General features: G+C 73.1%; 12 protein-coding genes. 2 read left to right on the top strand and 10 right to left on the bottom strand.

Annotated features, from left to right (window positions below; all coding sequences use genetic code 11):
• Nucleotides 1-80: 80 nt before the first annotated feature.
• Nucleotides 81-1676: a peptidase gene (locus B7C62_24715; GenBank protein ID ARF75086.1), complete on the top strand. Its 1596-nt coding sequence runs from the start codon at nt 81-83 to the stop codon at nt 1674-1676.
• 181 nt (nt 1677-1857) lie between these two features.
• Nucleotides 1858-3405, top strand: a complete 1548-nt coding sequence (locus tag B7C62_24710) for a peptidase (protein ARF75085.1) — start codon at nt 1858-1860, stop codon at nt 3403-3405.
• A gap of 64 nt (nt 3406-3469) precedes the next feature.
• On the opposite strand, the gene B7C62_24705 is transcribed toward B7C62_24710, so the two are convergent.
• The 10 genes from B7C62_24705 to B7C62_24660 all read right to left on the bottom strand — a co-directional run bounded on the left by B7C62_24705 (nt 3470) and on the right by B7C62_24660 (nt 17382).
• On the bottom strand, nt 3470-4648 hold the full coding sequence (locus B7C62_24705; protein ARF75084.1) for an adenylyltransferase/sulfurtransferase MoeZ: 1179 nt from the start codon (nt 4646-4648) through the stop codon (nt 3470-3472).
• Nucleotides 4649-4747: 99 nt separating this feature from the next.
• Entirely contained in the window at nt 4748-5587 is an 840-nt protein-coding gene (locus B7C62_24700) for a phage tail protein (protein ARF75083.1), read from the bottom strand.
• Complete coding sequence (locus tag B7C62_24695; GenBank protein ARF75082.1) at nt 5575-6540, bottom strand: reductase; 966 nt, start codon at nt 6538-6540, stop codon at nt 5575-5577. The genes B7C62_24700 and B7C62_24695 overlap by 13 nt, the downstream gene beginning before the upstream one ends.
• A 188-nt stretch (nt 6541-6728) precedes the next feature.
• Nucleotides 6729-7931: a hypothetical protein gene (locus tag B7C62_24690; protein ID ARF77359.1), complete on the bottom strand. Its 1203-nt coding sequence runs from the start codon at nt 7929-7931 to the stop codon at nt 6729-6731.
• Between the two features lie 172 nt (nt 7932-8103).
• Nucleotides 8104-9909, bottom strand: a complete 1806-nt coding sequence (locus B7C62_24685) for a transferase (GenBank protein ARF75081.1) — start codon at nt 9907-9909, stop codon at nt 8104-8106.
• A gap of 190 nt (nt 9910-10099) precedes the next feature.
• Entirely contained in the window at nt 10100-11767 is a 1668-nt protein-coding gene (locus B7C62_24680; GenBank protein ARF75080.1) for an ABC transporter ATP-binding protein, read from the bottom strand.
• Entirely contained in the window at nt 11764-12753 is a 990-nt protein-coding gene (locus B7C62_24675) for an ABC transporter permease (GenBank protein ID ARF75079.1), read from the bottom strand. The genes B7C62_24680 and B7C62_24675 overlap by 4 nt, the downstream gene beginning before the upstream one ends.
• Entirely contained in the window at nt 12750-13739 is a 990-nt protein-coding gene (locus tag B7C62_24670; protein ARF75078.1) for a peptide ABC transporter permease, read from the bottom strand. Before B7C62_24670 ends, B7C62_24675 begins: the two co-directional genes overlap by 4 nt.
• A 2-nt stretch (nt 13740-13741) precedes the next feature.
• The gene (locus B7C62_24665; protein ID ARF75077.1) at nt 13742-15466 is read right to left on the bottom strand and encodes an ABC transporter substrate-binding protein; all 1725 of its coding nucleotides are present in this window, start codon (nt 15464-15466) and stop codon (nt 13742-13744) included.
• 479 nt (nt 15467-15945) lie between these two features.
• A complete protein-coding gene (locus B7C62_24660) occupies nt 15946-17382 on the bottom strand; it encodes a hypothetical protein (protein ID ARF75076.1) in 1437 nt (478 codons plus the stop codon).
• Nucleotides 17383-17393 lie beyond the last annotated feature (11 nt).

The following is a 17393-nucleotide window of genomic DNA, read 5'->3' as shown; positions in this document are numbered from 1 at the left end:
CTCCCCCGCGGGAGGGAGCGCACCACCCGCATGGACCGCGCCCCGCGCGCTCCCCGGCGCCCCGCCGCACGATGGAGCCCATGAGGACTTCCCCCGCTCTGCGTGCCGCCGCCCTCGCCGCCACCGCCACCGTGCTGCTGCCCCTGGCCGGCTGTTCGGACGGCGGCGGCGGAGAGGGCAGCTCGACGCCCTCCGGGGCCTCGACCGCCTCCCCCACCGCCACCTCCCGGGAGCTGGCTTCGCAGGAGCTGGACTGGTCGCCCTGCCCGGCGCCGAACGTGGCGCAGGGCGGGGGCGAGTCGCCCTCCCCGCTGCCCGGCGGCACGGTCTGGGAGTGCTCCTTCATGGACGTACCGCTGGATTACGGGGAGCCGGACGGCCGGACGATTGAGCTGGCCCTGATCCGGGGCAAGGCCAAGGACCAGAACCGGCGGATCGGTTCGCTCCTGTTCAACTTCGGCGGGCCCGGCGCGTCCGGCATCGCGACCCTGCCCGCCTTCGGCGCGGACTACGACCGGCTGCGCACCCGGTACGACCTGGTGAGCTTCGACCCGCGCGGGGTGGGGCGCAGCGAGGGCGTGCGGTGCGCGGACGACGCCCAGCTGGACGCCCTCTACCAGGAGGACGCCACACCGGACGACGCGGCGGAGGAAAAGGAGTTCGTCCAGGGGCAGAAGGACTTCATCGCCACCTGTAAGAAGAACTCGGGCCCCGAACTGCCCTATGTGGGCACCACGAACGCCGCGCGCGACATGGACCTGATGCGCACCGTCCTGGGCGACGACAAGCTGCATTACTTCGGCATCTCCTACGGCACCGAACTCGGCGGCGTCTACGCCAACCTCTTCCCGGACAAGGTCGGCCGGGCGGTCTTCGACGCGGTGGTCGACCCCACCAAGAACTCCGAGCAGTCCTCCCTCGGCCAGGCCGAGGGGTTCCAGCTCGCCTTCGACAACTTCACGAAGGACTGCGCGGACCGGGGCGACGCGTGCGCGCTGCCCGGCTCCACCGGCGAGGAGGTCCAGAAGTGGATCGCCGACCTCCTGGCGCAGCTGGAGAAGGAGCCGATCGACGGGCTCGGCGACCGGGCGCTGACGCAGACGCTGGCCACCACGGGCATCGCCTCCGCGCTCTACTCCAAGGAGACCTGGCCGCTGCTGGAACAGGGCCTGGACGAGGCCGAGGGCGGTTCCGGCGCCCTCCTCCTCGCACTGGCCGACTCGCTGAACGGCCGCTCCGAGGACGGGCGGTACGACAACTCCAACGCCGCCAACATCGCGATCAACTGCGCCGACAGCAAGCAGCGCTTCACCCTGGAGCAGACGAAGGCGGCCCTGCCCGCCTTCCGCAAGGCGTCCCCGATGTTCGGGGAGTACCTGGGCTGGGGGCTGATGGGCTGCACCGGCTGGCCGGTCGCGGGCGCCTGGGAGACCCCCGACGTCAGCGCGCCCGGCTCCGCGCCGATCCTGGTCATCGGCAACACCGGTGACCCAGCGACTCCATATGCGGGCGCGAAGGCCATGGTGGAGCAGCTCGGTGCGGGAGTGGGCGTCGAGCTCACGTACAAGGGCGAGGGCCACGGCGCGTACAACAGCAAGAACACGTGCGTACAGAGGGCGGTCGACGGCTATCTCCTGAACGGTACGGTGCCGAAGTCGGGCACGGTCTGCGAGTGACCGGCCCACCGCGTCCCCGTTCCCGCCCCGCTTCCACCGCGCCCCCGTTCCCGCCGCGCCCCCGTTCCCCACTGAGCCCCCGTTCCCGACGCTCTGTCAGAGGTGCCGATTAGCATGGCGGGACATCGCGAACGCCCGCCGCGTCACCACCGGCCCGGGCCTCGAGGACAGGAGCCGGATCATGCGTGCGCACCGAGGGGCCGTACGGGCGGGGGCGGTGCTGCTGACGGCCGTGCTGCTCGCCGGCTGCGGGCTGCTGAGGACGGAGCCCGAGCCGTCGGAGCGGGCGGACGGCCGCCCCGGTGACTCCTCGGTCTCCCCCGATCTGCCCGCCGAGCTCGTCTCCCAGCGCCCCGACTGGAAGCGCTGCACGGCACCGCGCGGCGGCAGCGCCCCCGGCTCCGACTGGCGCTGTGCGAGCGTCAAGGTGCCTCTGGACCACGCGAAGCCGTCCGGGGAGACCCTCTCCATCGCGCTGATCCGCAAGGAGGCCCGCGACAAGGGCCGCCGGATCGGTTCGCTGCTGTTCAACTTCGGCGGCCCCGGCGGTTCGGGCGTCGAGCTCCTGCCGCGCGCGGCCTCCTCGTACGGGAAGCTCAACTCCCGCTACGACCTGGTGGGGTTCGATCCGCGCGGGGTCGCGGCCAGCTCCGGGGTGAACTGCCGCACCCACGAGGAGGAGGAGCGGGCCTTCCACAGCGTCGACCCGACGCCGGACACAGCGGCCGAGGAGGCGGCGTTCATCGAGAACGGCGCGGACTTCGGCGCGGGCTGCCAACGCCGCTCGGGCAAGGTCCTCCCGTATGTCGGCACGTCCGCCGCCGCCCGCGACCTGGACCTGATCCGCCACGTCCTCGGTGACGGCAAGCTGTCGTATCTCGGCTTCTCGTACGGTACGGAGCTGGGCGGGACGTACGCGCACCTCTTCCCCGGGAACGTGGGGCGCGTCGTCCTGGACGCGGTCGTCGACCCGACGGCCGACTCCGTCGGGCGCGCCCGCAACCAGGCGACGGGGTTCCAGCGCGCCCTGGAGAACTACCTCAAGGACCGGGGCGAGGACCCGAAGGCGGGCTCGGAGCGCATCGCCCGGCTGCTGGACCGGATCGACGGGAATCCGCTGCCGACCGCCTCCGGCCGCGAGCTGACCGAGTATCTGGCCATCACCGGCATCGTCACCCCGCTCTACTCACGGTCCGGCTGGCCCGCCCTGACGGCCGCCCTGGACGAGGCGGAGGACAAGGGCACGGGCAACGGTCTGCTCCGCCTCGCCGACTCGTACAACGGCCGTGACGAGAACGGGCGCTACGACACCCAGGCCCACTCCCAGCGGGCGATCTCCTGCGCCGACACCAAGGCCCGCCCCACGGTGGACGAGGCGCGGGCGCTGGTGCCGGAGTTCCGTGAACTCTCCCCGGTGTTCGGGCCGTTCCTGGCCTGGGACACGGCGGGCTGGTGCGCCGGGTGGCCGGTCGACGGGGAGCGCGACACCCCGGAGACCAGCGCGCCGGGCGCGGGCCCGATCCTGGTCATCGGGACGACCGGCGACCCGGCGACCCCGTACGAGGGGGCGCGGCGGATGGCGGACGAGCTGGGCAAGGGCGTCGGCATCATGATCACCAACCGGGGCGAGGGGCACGGGGCCTACGGCGAGGGCGGCTGTGTGACCTCGCTGGTGGACGGCTACTTCCTGGACGGGAAGGTCCCGGAGGACGGCACCACCTGCGGCTGACGCACATACGGAAGGGGCCGGTCCACCTGGTGTGGACCGGCCCCTTCCTGTGCTGCTCATGGCTCTAGTAGATCGGCTTCTCCGGCTCGATCTGGTTGACCCAGCCGATCACGCCGCCGCCGACGTGCACCGAGTCGGCGAAGCCCGCCGACTTGAGGACCGCGAGGACCTCGGCGCTGCGGACACCCGTCTTGCAGTGCAGGACGATACGGCGGTCCTGCGGGAGGTCCTGGAGCGCGGTGCCCATGAGGAACTCGTTCTTCGGGATCAGCTTCGCGCCGGGGATCGAGACGATCTCGTACTCGTTCGGCTCGCGGACGTCGATGATCTCGATCTTCTCGTCGCCGTCGATCCACTCCTTGAGCTGCTTCGGAGTGATCGTGGAACCGGCCGCCGCCTCCTGGGCCTCCTCGGACACGACGCCGCAGAAAGCCTCGTAGTCGATGAGCTCGGTGACGGTCGGGTTCTCCCCGCAGACCGCGCAGTCGGGGTCCTTGCGGACCTTGACCTGGCGGTACTGCATCTCCAGGGCGTCGTAGATCATCAGACGGCCGACCAGCGGGTCACCGATACCGGCGAGCAGCTTGATGGCCTCGGTCACCTGGATCGAGCCGACCGACGCGCACAGCACGCCCAGCACGCCGCCCTCGGCGCAGGAGGGGACCATGCCCGGCGGCGGGGGCTCCGGGTAGAGGCAGCGGTAGCAGGGGCCGTGCTCGGCCCAGAACACGGACGCCTGGCCGTCGAAGCGGTAGATCGAGCCCCAGACGTACGGCTTCTTCAGCAGCACGGCGGCGTCGTTGACCAGATAGCGGGTGGCGAAGTTGTCCGTGCCGTCCACGATCAGGTCGTACTGCGCGAAGATCTCCAGCACGTTGTCGGCCTCGAGCCGGGTCTCGTGCAGGATCACATTGACGTACGGGTTGATGCCCAGCACCGAGTCCTTGGCGGACTGCGCCTTGGACCGGCCGATGTCGGCCTGGCTGTGGATGATCTGGCGCTGGAGGTTCGACTCGTCGACCTCGTCGAACTCGATGATGCCCAGCGTGCCGACCCCGGCCGCGGCCAGGTACATCAGGGCCGGCGAGCCGAGACCGCCGGCGCCCACACAGAGCACCTTGGCGTTCTTCAGACGCTTCTGTCCGTCCATCCCGACATCCGGGATGATCAGGTGGCGGGAGTACCTGCGGACCTCGTCGACGGTGAGCTCGGCGGCCGGCTCGACCAGGGGTGGCAGCGACACAGGAACCTCAACAATGCAGGTGGTCGGATTTACGTACGTCGACTGCGCGTCCATCGACTACGTACGGTTGTTCTTCCGGTAACACTGCCACGCCCCTTCTCATTCCGAGATACCGGGTCCGATCCGCGAGACAATTTCGTCCCAGTACCTGGGCAGCGCCGCGAATGGATCGGTTTGTCCGCTCCGTCCGTCAGCGCTCTGTCCGCCCCGGTCCGTGAAGAAGATCGTCCCGGCGCCCTGCCAGCGGGCGACGCGCATCGCCTCGTCGAGATGGGTGCGGGGCACTCCGTGGACGAAGTGCGCGAACCGGCCGGGCGGATAGTCCGCCGTCCACTCGGCCACCTGTGACCAGCGGTAGTCGGTCCACGGGCCCTGGAAGGTGACCAGTTGGTCGGCCGCCTCCGCGTAACCGGGATACGGGTGGGTGCCGTGGCCCAGGACCAGGCGACCGCCGTCGTCCGCGCTGTCGCTCTCCGCCAGCAGCGCGTGGAGCGTGCCGGTGAGACGGCGTACGCCGGGCAGCTGGGCCCGTTCGGCGGGGCAGCGGGCGAGGTAGAAGCCGCCGACCCGGTACCAGTCGATGAAGGCCCGGGCGTCCGCGATCAGTTCGTCGAACGGCCGCTCGCCGTGGGCCAGGTCGAGGTGGCCGAGGAGCCGGCCGCCGCAGGCGCGTACGGAGTCGTCCGGCTCCTCGCCGTGCAGGGCGCGCTCCCGGGCGTTGCGGAGCCGCCCGGCCACCTCCAGGCAGTGCGGGTCGGGCCGGGTGCCGGGGCCGCCCGCGATGTTGAGGACGGCCCAGTGGAGCGGGGTGCCGGGGCGGACCAGCTCGGCCCATTCGGCGGGGGCGAGCAGCGGGTGGGCGTAGCCGGGGACGCCGAAGCCGAGCTGTTCGCCGCCCGCGATCCTGCGGGCGTCGGCGGGGGCGGTCAGATACGGCATGCCGCCTCCATCCAGATGTCGGCGAGCGACTCCTCCAGGTTGATCCGGGGGCGCCAGCCGAGCCGGTCCCGCGCGGTGCGGACGTCGGCCTGCTGCCAGGCACCGCAGCCGTCCGGGTACGGGGACGGGGTCGCCGAGAGGTGCTCCATCACCGACTCGGCGGAGGTGCGCGGGGCCCCGATGGGCAGGCGCGGAGGGGGCGAGTCCAGTTCGTGGAGCGCGCCCGCGTACCCGGCGACCCGCGCCAGTACGGCGGCGGCGTCGCGGAGCCGGACGGCGCGCCCGGTACCGATGTTGACGACGCCCTGGGCGGCGGAGAGCGAGGCGGCGTGGACGGCCCGCGCCACATCCCGTACGTCGACGAAGTCCCGCTGCACGCCGAGGCCGCTGAGCTTCAGCTCGCCGTCGCCCGCCTGCATGGCCCGGCGCATCGCCTCGGCGAGCCGGCCGAGCGGGGAGCCCGCCGGGGTGCCGGGGCCGACGGGCGAGAAGACCCGGAGCACCACGGCGTCGAGGGCCGAGCCGAGGACCAGCTCGGTGGCGGCGAGCTTGCTGACGCCGTACGGGCCGCCGGGGCGCGGGACGGCGTCCTCGGCGGTGGAGGAGCCGGGCTGCGAGGGGCCGTACTCGGAGGCGCAGCCGACCTGGACGAGCCGGGCCCCGCAGCCGCTGCGGCGCAGCGCCTCGCAGACGGTGGCGACGGCGACGGTGTTGTGGCGGGTGAGGTCCCGGGCGCCGCCGCGGGTGGCGCCCGCGCAGTTGACGACGACTCCGGGGTGGACGGCGTCCAGGAAGCGGGTGAGCGCTCCGGGGCTGCCGCCCGCGAGGTCGAACCGGACGTCGGCGTCGTCGCCGCGGCCGAGGGCCGTGAGGTGGACAGCGGGGTCGGCGAGCAGCCGGTCGGCCACGAAGCGGCCGAGGAATCCGTTGGCTCCGAGCAGCAGCACCCTCATCGCGCACCGCCTCGGTGCCGACGGCGGCCTGCCGGTGCGGGGGACTGGGGGGTCATGGCGGGTTACTCCTTGGTGGATCGGTCGATCGGTCGGTGTGACGGGGAAAGCCCGCGGCGTCGGCTCCGAGGGAGTGGTGCGGTGGTGCGGTTCGGGGGGTGGCGGTTCCGGGGGTACGGGGGCGGGGCCGGTCAGCTCCTCGCGTGGGCGGAGGCCCGGGAGAGGGCGGCGGAGGCGTGGACCAGCAGCCCGAGGGCGGCGGCGCCACAGGCGAGGGCGGATACGGCTCCGGTGCCGCCCGCCGAGACGAGGGCGTGCACGGGTGCGGCCAGCGGTTCGAGGCCGGGCAGCCGTCCGGCGAGGACGAGGGCCGGGGCGGCGGCCTCCACGGCACACGCGGCGGCGAGCGCGACGGTGCCCGGCTCGGGCAGTCCGTGTGCGGCGAGCAGCCGGGCCAGGAAGAACAGCACCCCGAGGGCGGCGGCCCCGACCGGCGTCCCGTCGCCGCCGAGGCCGAGGCCGGCCAGGAACAGCAGGGGCAGCAGGGCGCAGAGGAAGAGGGCGACGGCTGCCAGGAGCAGGGGGCGCACTCCCGCGCCGAACTCCTCCAGTGCGCGGCTGCCGGTGAGTTTGCGGTGGGCCCGGACGGTGAAGAGGTGGGCGCACCAGGCGGCGGGGGCGACGGCGGCGGCGAGCCCCAGCAAGGGGGCGGGGGTCGCCTCCCACGGGCCGTCCGGGCCGCCGCTGATGACCTGGGCGATCAGCTCCTCCCCGTACACCGCGAAGCTCAGGAGCCAGCAGGCGTACATCCCGGCGCGGCCCGCTCCCTCGGGGGCGCGCAGGGGGCCCCGGCTCAGGCAGAGCCGGAGCGCCAGGCACGCCAGGAGTGCGCCGGTGACGGTCACGGCGGCCCGCGCTCCCCCGCCGAGCACCCCTTCGGTGGCCCGGAGCAGACCGGCGGTGGCGAGGCAGGCGGCGCCGGGGAGCAGCGCGAGCAGCGTCCACCCGGCGCGGGCCTCGCTGTCGGGTCCGGGCGGCGGGGGCTCGGGCGCGGCGGGCTCGGCGGTCCGGGCCGGGATGCGGGCGTACAGCTCCTCGGCGAGCGAGAACACGTCCCGGTGGCGGTAGCGGGCGGCGGTGCGGTCGGTGAGGCCGTGGGCCTCCAGCCCGGCGGCGATCTCCAGCGGGCTCACGGCCCGTTCGCACAGGTCGCGGTGGTGGTGCATCAGGGACTTCACCGGGTCGGCGGGGCCCCGGCGCGCGGGGGCGGCGGGCCTGCGCTGGGGAGCGCGCGCGGGGATCTCGGCGGGGCGGTCCGGTCCGGCGTCGCCACCCCCGGCGGCATCGTCGGCACCGTCGGCCCGCGTGGCGACTGCGGCAGACGCGGCGGCCACTGAGGCCACGGCGGGCTCGGCGGCATTCGCGCCCACAGCGGCATCCACACCCACAGCGGCATCAGCAGACACCGTGGCGTCTTCCGTACGGGGCATCGGGCGGTCTCCGTGGTCGGGGCGGGAACAGGGGCGGGGGTGGAGATGAGAGTGGGAGCGGGGGCCGGTCGGGTGGTCACGCATCGCCGTCCCCCGGTCCGTGGACCGCCGCGCAGACGCCCTCGGGCTCCGGGGCCGGTTCGGGCTCCGCTCCGGCGGCCCAGCTGGGCACCCCGGTCCCCGGTTCGGACCAGGCCCCGGTGGCCGGGGGCTGCGGCTGGGTCCAGTGGCCGAGGAGCCGGGCCTCCGCCGGGGTGGCGAAGAGCAGCGGTTCGCCGTGGGCGTCCACGGCGTCGGCCTCCCGCCGCACCGGGGCGTGCGAGATCAGCTCCAGGTAAATGCCGCGAAATGCCGCGAGGTTCTGTTCGACGGTGAAGAGTTCGAGCGCCCGGGCGCGCGCCGCCGCTCCCAGCCGCGCGCGGCGCTCGGGGTCGCGCAGCAGCGCGATACAGGCGTCCGCGAGCGCCCGGGGATTGCGCGGGGGCACCACCAGGCCGGTGCCGCCGATGACCTCGACGACCGCCCCGACATCCGTGGAAACGGTGGCCCGGCCGCAGAACATCGCCTCGACCAGGCTGATCGGGAAGCCCTCGACCACGCTGGAGAGGACGATCACCCCGCCCGCCGCGTACGCCTCGGCGAGGTCGGGGACCTCGGGGCCGCCGATCTCCTCGAAGGTGACCGGGCTGACGCCCTCGGCGTGCGCGCCGACGGCCTCGTCGGGGAAGAGCTGGGCGGCCAGCGCCCGGCAGTGCGCGAGGTAGGTGGCGCCCTCGCCGCCCTCGGCCGGGGCGCCGAAGACGCGCAGCCGGGCGTCCGGTTCGGCGCGGCGGACCTCGGCGAAGGCGTGCAGCAGGGCGATCAGGTCCTTGGCGGGCTCGATCCGGCCGACCCAGACCAGGGTGCCGGGCCCGCCCTGGTCGTCGTCCTCGCCGACCGGCGAGAAGCGTTCGGCGGCCATGCCCGGGTAGACCGTGCGCTGTCTGGCCGGGTCGGCGCCGCACCGCTGCTGCCAGCGGCGTACGTGGGTGTTGCCGGGGGTGATGACGGTGGCCTGGCGGTAGACCTCGGCGGCCAGCTGCCCGTGGAAGGTGGCGAGGAGGGCGCGCACCGGGGCGCCGAAGGGCGCGTCGGTCGCGGCCAGGTAGTGCGCGCGGAGCTGCACGCCGTGCTCGGTGACCAGGAGCGGCACCCCGAAGAAGCGTTTGGCCAGCAGCCCCGGGAGTGCGGCGGCCCCGCCGGAGGTGGCGTGGCAGAGGTCGACGGCGCCGAGGCTGTCCTGCCCGTACCAGTCGAGCGAGAGCGGGCGCAGGGCGCGCTCCAGCTCGGCGGCGACGGCGAGGTGGTCCAGGACGGTGGCGCTCTGCACGGTCCGGCCGGTGCCCCGGGCGCGGCAGGCGGCCTCCAGGATGCGCACGGTGGTCTCGGAGCGCAGGGCGAGGTGGAGTCCGCCGCGCTCGCGGGCCAGCTCGGCCAGTCCGTAGAGCCCCTCGGTGAAGAGTCCTCCGTCGGTGGCCGGCTCCCGGCCGGTGTCCTCGGGGGCGCAGATCGCGGTGGCCAGCGCCTCCAGGTGGGCGGCGAAGCGTCTGCGGTCGCGCCGCCCGTAGGACGGGCCGCCGCCGGTCACCAGCCTGGCCAGCAGACCGCGTTCACCGCTGCCGCGCAGGGTGCCGTCCTCGGGCGTCCAGAGCGGCGCGGTGCGCACCCGGCTGACGTGGTGCGGCAGCCTGACCCAGCCCTGGTCCTCCTGGTGGGCGGAGCGGCTCAGCGCGAAGAGGTCGAACTCGTGCTGCGGCAGACCGCGTACGAGCCGGTCGCACCAGAGTCTGGACTCACCGGTCGCATACGGATAACCACCATCGGTGAGCAGTCCGATCCGCACGAGTACACCCCCGATCTCCCTTGTGGGCGGCCGCCGTTGGAATGGCGACTCACAGCGGGACGACCGTAAGCGGATACATCGGTGGCGCGACGGACGGTTGTCCGTCGCACCACCGAAAGGGGTGAACCGTCGTAACTTTCCCGGCCCGGTCGCGTTCTGTCGCGATACGGCGGTCGGTTGTTACGGAGCGTCAGGCTGCGGCCAGCTCCTTGCGGGCCGCCCGGCGGGCCGCCGCGAGCCCGGGGTCGAGGGCCGGGACGGCCGCCAGGAGCTGCTTCGTGTACGGGTCGCGGGGGGCTCCGTACACCTCGTCGGCGGGGCCCTGTTCGACGATCAGGCCGCCCCGCATCACCGCGACCCGGTCGCTGACCTGCCGGACCACGGCGAGGTCGTGGGCGATGAAGACCAGGCCGATGCCCAGTTCGCGCTGGAGTTCGGCGAGCAGGGCGACCACCTGGGCCTGGGTGGTGACGTCGAGCGCGGAGACCGGTTCGTCGCAGACGATGACCTTCGGCTCGGCGGCCAGGGCGCGGGCGATCCCGATGCGCTGGCGCTGTCCGCCGCTGAACTCGTGCGGGTAGCGCTCGAAGTGCGCCGGGTCGAGACCGACGCGCTCCAGGAGTGCGCCCACCCGGTCCCGTACGCGCCCCTCGTCGCGCTCCCCGGCCGCCCGCAGCGGGTCGGCCACGGACTCGCCCACCGAGCGGCGCGGGTTGAGGGAGGCGACGGGGTCCTGGAACACCATCTGGAGCTCGCGCCGGAAGGGCCGCAGCTCCTTCTCCGACAGCGAGCCGATCTCCGTACCCCCGTAACGGAGCCGGCCCGCCGTCGGCTCCAGCAGGCGCACCAGCATCCGGCCGAGCGTGGTCTTGCCGCTGCCGCTCTCCCCGACGATGCCGAGCGTCTCCCCGGCGCGCACGGTGAGCGAGACCCCGCCCACAGCAAGGGTCCGCCCGCTCCCCCGCCCGAACTCCCGCCGCAGGTCGACGGCTTCGAGCAGCGGTACGGAGGCTTCTTCGGCGCTCACGCCCGGCTCGGCGGCGCGCGGCGAGGGAACTCCCACCACCCGCCGCGTCTCCACCCTCGGCACCGCCGCCAGCAGCTCCTTCGTGTACGCCTCGCGCGGCGCGCCCAGCACCTGGGCCACCGGCCCGCGTTCGACCTCCCGGCCGCCCCGCATGACGAGCACCTCGTCCACGCTCCCGGCCGCCACGCCCACATCGTGGGTGACCAGCAGCAGCCCCATGCCCGTCTCCTGGCGCAGGGTGTGCAGGAGGTCCAGGATCTGGGCCTGTACGGTCACGTCGAGCGCGGTCGTCGGCTCGTCGGCCACGATCAGCCGGGGCTCGCAGGCCAGGGCCATCGCGATGAGCGCCCGCTGCCGCATCCCGCCGGAGAACTCGTGCGGGCGCAGCCGGGAGCGGCGGGCCGCGTCCGGGATGCCGACCCGGTCCAGCACCTGGACGGCCCGCGCGCGGGCGGCCCGGCGGGAGACGCGGCGGTGGACCCGGTGGACCTCGGCGATCTGGTCGCCCACCGGGTAGTACGGGTCGAGCGAGGAGAGCGGGTCCTGGAAGACCATGGCGGCCTGCGCGCCCCGCAGCGCCCGGAGTCCGGCGTCGTCGGCCGCGTTCACGTCCGTACCGGCGACGCGGACCGTGCCGCCGACCCGGGCGCCGGTCCCCCGGTGCAGGCCGAGCAGGGCGTAGGCGGAGGCGGACTTGCCGGAGCCGGACTCCCCCACCACGGCGAGGGCGCCGCCCGCCTCCAGGGTGAAGGAGAGCCCGTCCACCGCGCGTACGGAACCGAAGTCGACGGTGAGACCGGCGACCTCCACCAAGGGATCGTTCGTTGTCATGAGAGGACCACCCGTCGGTCGGCCAGCGCGTACAGCAGGTCCGCGGCGGCATTGGCGAGGACGACGAAGAACCCGGTCACCAGCACCATGCCGACCACCACCGGCAGGTCGACGAGCTTGACGGCGTTGACCAGTTCACGCCCGATGCCGGGGATGCCGAAGAGGGACTCGGTGAGGACGGCGCCGCCGAACATCGTGCCGAAGTCCAGGGCGCTGAGGGCGATGACGGGCGCCACCGCGCCCCGGAGCGCGTGCCGGCCGATGATGGCCCGCTCCCCGACCCCGTACGCCCGGAAGGTGCGCACATGGTCCTCGGCGAGCGTCTCCAGCATGGCGCTGCGGGTGAGCCGGGCGTACTTCGCGGACTCGATCAGCGCCAGCGACACCCAGGGCAGCAGCAGTCCCCAGGCCCACTGTTCGGGGTCCTCGGTGAAGGGGACGTACGAGGGCGCCGGGAGCCACTGGAGGGTGGAGCAGAACACGATGATGAGCAGCAGCCCGATGACGAAGACGGGCATGGCCGAGCCCGCGAGGGTCAGCCAGGTCAGGACGCGTTCGGTGAGCCGGCCGCGCCGCCAGGCGGAGAGGACGCCGGTGCCCACGCCGAGCAGCAGCCATCCGGCGAAGGCGCCGACGACCAGCGAGCCGGTGACCGGGAGCTTGGCCAGGATGAGCTGCATGACCTGCTGGTCGGACTGGTAGGAGACGCCGAGGCAGGGTGCGGAGCAGTGCTCCACGCCGGTGCCGGTGGAGAAGTCGCGTCCGGCGACGATGCCCTGGAGGAAGTGCCCGTACTGCACGTACAGCGGGTCGTCCAGCCGCAGTTGCCCGGTGACCTGGGCGACCTGGGCGGGCGAGCAGCGCGGGCCGCAGACGAGCTGGGCGACATCGCCGGGGGCCACGTAGAAGATGCCGTACAGGATGGCGGTCAGGGCGAACAGGACGAGGACCGCCCCGCCGAGCCGCCGGATCAGGAACCCGGTCACGGGGCACCTCCGTCGCTGTTCCTGGTGCCCACCCGGAGCCGGGAGGCGGCGCGCGGGTCGAGGGCCGTGCGGACGCCCTCGCCGAGGACGGTGAGCGCGAGGACGGTGATGAAGAGGAGCCCGGCGGGGAGCAGGAGGTAGGTGGGGGCGGCCTGGTACCAGGTGTTGGCCTCGGTGAGCATCTGGCCCCAGGACGGGGTGGGCGGTTTGATGCCGACTCCGAGGAAGGAGAGGGCCGCCTCCGCGACGATGTTGGAGGGGAAGGCCAGGGCCCCGTACGTGATCACGGGGGCGGCGAGCGAGGGCAGCAGCTCGCGGCGGGCGATGGCCCATCTGCCGCGCCCGCTGAGCCGGGCCGCCGCGACGAAGTCGAGGGACGTGAGCGCGAGCGCCTGGGCCCGCACGATCTTCGAGATACCGGACCAGCCGATGCCCCCGAGGACCAGGGCGATCAGGACGGGCCGGGGGAAGGTGTCGGGGACGATCGCCAGGAGGGCCAGGGCGATGACCATGAGCGGCAGAGCGACGTTGATGTCGGTGATCCAGCTGAGGAGCCGGTCGACCCGGCGGCTGCCGAGCGCGGCGGTGAGGCCGATGACCAGGCCGAGGGTGATCTGGAGGACGGTGGCGACGAGGGCGACGCCGAGCGAGACCCGGGCGCCGTACACGATCCGGGCGAACAGGTCGCGGCCGGTCTGGGGTTCGACGCCGAGCCAGTGGTCGGCGCTGATGCCGCCGAAGGGGCCGATGGGGACGCCGCCGGCCGCCGAGTCGACGAGGTCGGGGTGGTAGGTGTTCGGGTCCTGGCCCGCCAGTGCGGTGAGCAGCGGCGCGGCGAGCGCGACCAGGACGAGCAGGAGGACGACGAGGGCCGCGGCGAAGGCCGCGCGCTGGGCGCGCAGCCTCCGCCGGAAGGGCCGGGCCCCGGAGGCGGGGGCGACGGCCGGCGCCGCTCCCGCCTCCTGGACCGGAAGAGCCTGTGCCATGACTACTTGACCGCGACCTGGGAGACGTCGAGGACACCGGTCCAGTCGCTGATGACGACGTTCTTGACGCTCTCGCCGTACAGCCGCTTGTAGACCGGGTGGAACAGCGGCACGGTCAGCGCCTTCTCACCGATCGTGCTGTCGAGCGCGCCCCAGCGGGTGGCGGCGGCCTTCAGGTCGGTCAGCTTGTTGATCTCGTCGATCTCCTTGTTGACCTCGGGGTCGTTCAGGAAGGCGGCGTTGTAGTTGGAGCCGTCCTTGACGATCTGCCGGCCGTCGAAGATCGGGGCGAGGAAGGGGCCGCCGGAGGGCCAGTCGGCGCCCCAGCGGGAGAGGAAGAAGCCGGGCGTCCTCTTGGCGTCGTGGGTGGTGTCGGAGTAGTCGTTGTCCTCAAGACCCTGGAGCTTCACGGTGATCCCGGCCTTCTTGAGCGCGGCCTGGATCGCGGTGGCGATCTCCGGGCTGGTCTGGAAGTCCTTGGCGTTGGAGTGGGTGAGGGTGACGGTCAGCCCCTTGCCGTGCCCGGCCTCCTTCAGCAGCTCCTTGGCCTTCTCCGGATTGCCCGTCTTACCGGCCGGGAAGTGGTCGTAGGGCGTGTGGCCGAAGAAGTCCCGCTCGGGGAGGAAGGTAGTGGCGGGCTCGGCGAGCGAGGAGCCGCCCGCCGCGTTGATGACCGAGGTGCGGTCGACGGCGTACGAGATCGCCTGGCGCACCTTCGGGTCGTCGAAGGGCTTCACCTTCGGGTTGAAGGCGATGTAGTTGGTGTAGCCGAAGTGGCCGGTGCCGACGCGGGCGGCGAGCTTCTTGTCGCTGCCGACCTTGGCGAGTTCGGCCGGGCCGAGGTTGGTGTCGGTGGTGACGGCGGCGGAGTCGGCGCCCTGGGAGGCGGAGAGCCGCTGGTTGATGACGGCGGAGTCCAGGCCGGAGCGGACGTCGATCCGGTCGGGGTATGCCTTGCGCTCCTCGTCGGTCTTCGCCGACCAGTGCGGGTTGCGCTCCAGGACCAGGCGCTCGCCGTCGTTCTCGTTGGTGACGACCTTGTACGGGCCCGAGGCGACCGGGTGCTCCTCGTACTTGGTGCCGGTGTCCTTGGCCTTGGGTACGGGGGTGGTCTGCGTCTGGGTCGCCAGGTAGGGGAACTCGCCCTCGGGCTTGTTCAGCCGGAAGACGATGGTCCGGTCGTCGGGCACCTCGATGGAGTCGAGGCCCTTCTTCTCCTTGTACGGGCCCTGGTAGTCGGCGCCGCCGATGAGCCAGTCCCGCAGGTAGGGGGCGCCGCCGGAGAGTTCGGGGGCGAAGGAGCGCTCGATGCCGTACTTGATGTCGGCGGAGGTGATCGCGGTGCCGTCCTCGTACTTCAGCCCTTCCTTGAGGGTGTACGTCCAGACCGTGGCGTCCTTGTTGGGCGTGCCCAGGTCGGTGGCGAGGTCGGGGACGACCTGCGCGCCCTCGGCGCCGTCCTCGCGGTTGCGGGTGGTGAGGGTGCGGAAGACGAGGGAGGGGACGTTGCCGCCGCCGGAGGTGTAGAGCCGGGCGGGGTCGAAGTCCTGCTGGGGATTGCGGTTCAGGACGGTGAGGGTGCCGCCCTTCTGCGGCTTGCCCTCGGCTCTGGAGCCGCTGTCGCCGCCCTTGCTGTCCTCGGGGCCGCAGGCCGCGGCACCCGCGGCGAGGACGAGGGTGACGGTGGCCGCTGCCACGCGGCGCGATATGACGGACGGTTGACGCATCGGAAGATGACCTCTCGGAGTACTGCGGGAACAGCGCGGAAAAGGGAAAGGGGAATCCGCGCAGGCGACAGCGGAAGAGGCTCCGGGGCTCATTGGCGAAAACCGGGACGAGAGCCCCTGCCGGGCCGGAGAAGAAGCCCGGAAAGGGACCGGGAAAGAGCCGGGAAGGAGCCGGGAAAGCAAAAGCCGCGCCTGCGGACGGAGTTACGTCCGGGCGCGGCGGTCACAGTGCCCGTGGAGCCGGTCAGGGGCTCACGGACGGGGCACGGGAAAAGGAAAGGCCGACGGCGCGCTCGGACGGGCGTCAGCGACAGAGAATGTCGGCTACGCAGTGCCCGGTCACGCCGAGAAGCGCCAGCTCAAGGGCGGCGATCTCGGAAGGTGCGGGGCTGCGTGACATGCCGAGAAATATGAACGACCGCCTTGACCACTGTCAAAACGGAACAGGGGCGACCATCTCACCATGCGGACAGGCTTCGTCAACTACTGGGGTACGCCCAGGGGTTGGGCTTGCACTTGATCCCGTTGATGTCCAGGGATTTGGTCTGCTGCTGCATCACCGGGGCCAGGGCGCCGGGGGTGCGGCAGCTCACATGGCCGTATCCGAGCCGGTGGCCGACTTCGTGATTGATGAGCATCTGACGGTAGGGCAGAAGCTTCTTCGGGCCGAAGGTGGCGGAACCCTGGGCCCAGCGATAGGCATTGATCATCACGCGGTCGGTCGAGGCGGAATCGCACGAGACGTTCTGGACCGTCGTGTCCAGACCGGATTTCGCACACCATTCGCCGGTGGTCCCGGGGCTGGCGAGCGTGATGACGAAATCCGGGCTCCCGGAGGAGATCCGCTCGAAGGTCATCGCACCGTTGTGCGCCCAGCTCCGGTCATCGTTCAGCGTCTTCTGGACGGCCTCGGCGAACAGGCCCGCGTCCAGGGAGAGACCCTTCTCGACATCGATGCGATAGCGGTACTTCCTCCCCTTGCCGGGCGCCTTCGCCAGTCCGGGGACCGCCTCGAACTCTCCGCTCGCCTTCAGGTCCGCGGCGAGCGGGAAGGGCTGCGCCATCTTGGCCGCGTACGAGAGGGGCTTGACCTCGGGGGGCTTCGCGGGGCGCTCGGGGGTCGGACGGGCCTCCGAGCGCGAGGCGCCTTCGTCACCGCCCCGGTCCGCGGTCCGCGCCGCGGCGGCGGACCGGGCGGCGGAGTCCTCGGCGACCTGTCCGGCCACCACGATCGCGAGCACGGTGGTCACGGCGGCGGCGGCGATCCCGGTGAAGGTGCGCCCCTTGCCGCCCTTGGCCGCGCGGCATCGGGCGGGCTCCGCGTCCGGGCCGGTGCCGTCCGGCTCCTCCGGCGGACCGGCGGCCCCGGAGTCCGTACGCGGGCCGGACGGGTCTGCCGGGCCGGGCGCCTCGGTGTCGAGGCCGTCAAGGCCGTCGAAGGCGTCGACGAACTCCCGGCGCGGGCCGGGCATCACCCCGGGGACGCCGGCCGCCTGCCGCGCCACTCGGCCGTCTGCCGCACGCTGCGCGGCCCGCTGGGCGGACACCTGCCGCGCCACAGCCTCCTCCCGGGCGGCGTCCTGGGCGCGGTGGCCCGCTGCGCCGTACGCCTGCGGGCCCGACGGACCGGACGCCTGCGGACCGGACATCTGCGGGCCGGACGTCTGCGGGTACGGCCGGGCGCCGGAGCCCCGGGCACCGGCCGCGGTGGCACCGTACGGCGACGGGCCGGGGGCCTGGCCCCCGTACGGCTGCTGACCGGCGGGAGCCCCCTGGCGCGGCTGCGGCCCGGTGCCCCACCCGCCGCCCGGCTCACGCTGCTCGGGATGGCCGCCGCGCACCTGCGGGCCGTCCGGATACGAGGTGCCCGGGGAGGGCGCGTCCTGGAAGGGGATGTGCCCGTCGGCAGGGGGCAACGGCGCCTGGC

The sequence above is a fragment of the Kitasatospora albolonga genome (genome assembly GCA_002082585.1).
Classification (GTDB): Bacteria; Actinomycetota; Actinomycetes; order Streptomycetales; family Streptomycetaceae; genus Streptomyces; species Streptomyces stephensoniae.
Note: the sequence above shows the minus strand (reverse complement) of the source record. Positions and strands in the feature narration are given on the sequence as shown.

Coding starts and splice junctions, on each gene's coding strand:
- B7C62_24715 (ARF75086.1), top strand. CDS start 81: ATGAGGACTTCCCCCGCTCTGCGTGCCGCCGCCCTCGCCGCCACCGCC.
- B7C62_24710 (ARF75085.1), top strand. CDS start 1,858: ATGCGTGCGCACCGAGGGGCCGTACGGGCGGGGGCGGTGCTGCTGACG.
- B7C62_24700 (ARF75083.1), bottom strand. CDS start 5,587: ATGCCGTATCTGACCGCCCCCGCCGACGCCCGCAGGATCGCGGGCGGC.
- B7C62_24695 (ARF75082.1), bottom strand. CDS start 6,540: ATGAGGGTGCTGCTGCTCGGAGCCAACGGATTCCTCGGCCGCTTCGTG.
- B7C62_24680 (ARF75080.1), bottom strand. CDS start 11,767: ATGACAACGAACGATCCCTTGGTGGAGGTCGCCGGTCTCACCGTCGAC.
- B7C62_24670 (ARF75078.1), bottom strand. CDS start 13,739: ATGGCACAGGCTCTTCCGGTCCAGGAGGCGGGAGCGGCGCCGGCCGTC.
- B7C62_24665 (ARF75077.1), bottom strand. CDS start 15,466: ATGCGTCAACCGTCCGTCATATCGCGCCGCGTGGCAGCGGCCACCGTC.